This is a genomic window from Rhizobacter sp. P2_H2 (genome assembly GCF_056403375.1).
This window is the reverse complement of sequence record NZ_JBFUFP010001721.1, coordinates 1-675: the sequence shown is the minus strand read 5'-3', so window position 1 is coordinate 675 and position 675 is coordinate 1. Positions and strand designations below refer to the sequence as shown.

The 675-nt window shown below is 73.8% G+C and carries 1 protein-coding gene; it reads left to right on the top strand.

Translation table 11 applies throughout. The annotated features are described in order from the left end of the window. The coding region (locus AC1D15_RS35830) for an isoaspartyl peptidase/L-asparaginase family protein (protein WP_477829832.1) at positions 1 to 675 on the top strand (675 nt) is incomplete at both ends.

Genomic DNA, 675 nt, shown 5'->3' with positions numbered 1-675 from the left:
GTGCGCACGCTGCGCAACCCGATCCTCGCCGCGCGCGCGGTGATGGAGGCCGGCGGCCCGGTGATGCTGATCGGTCCCGGCGCCGAGCAGTTCGCCGCCGGGCAGGGCTGCGAGACGGTGGCGCCGGAGTGGTTCGACACGCCGGAGCGCTTCGCGCAACTGCAGGCGATGCAGGCCAGCGACCGCACCGCGCTCGACCACGATGGCGCGAGCCAACTGGCCCCCACCGTTCCCGCGCCGCTCGACGAGCGCGACAAGTTCGGCACCGTCGGCGCGGTCGCGCTCGATGCGCACGGCCACCTGGCCGCCGCCACCTCGACCGGCGGCATGACGAACAAGCGCCCCGGCCGCGTCGGCGATTCGCCGCTGATCGGCGCCGGCTGCTATGCGAATGACCGCACGGTGGCGGTGTCGTGCACCGGCGTCGGCGAGGCTTTCATGCGCGGGCTCGCCGCCTACGACGTGTCGGCGCTGGTCGAGTACGTCGGGCTGCCGCTGCGCTTCGCCGCGAAGCGCGTCGTGATGGACAAGCTGCCGCCGCTCGGCGGCCGCGGCGGGCTGATCGCCGTCGATGCGCGCGGCAACGTCGCGCTGCCGTTCAACACCGAGGGCATGTACCGCGGCTGGGCGCGCATCGGCGAAGCGCCGGTCTCTGCCATCTATGCCGACGAAGCG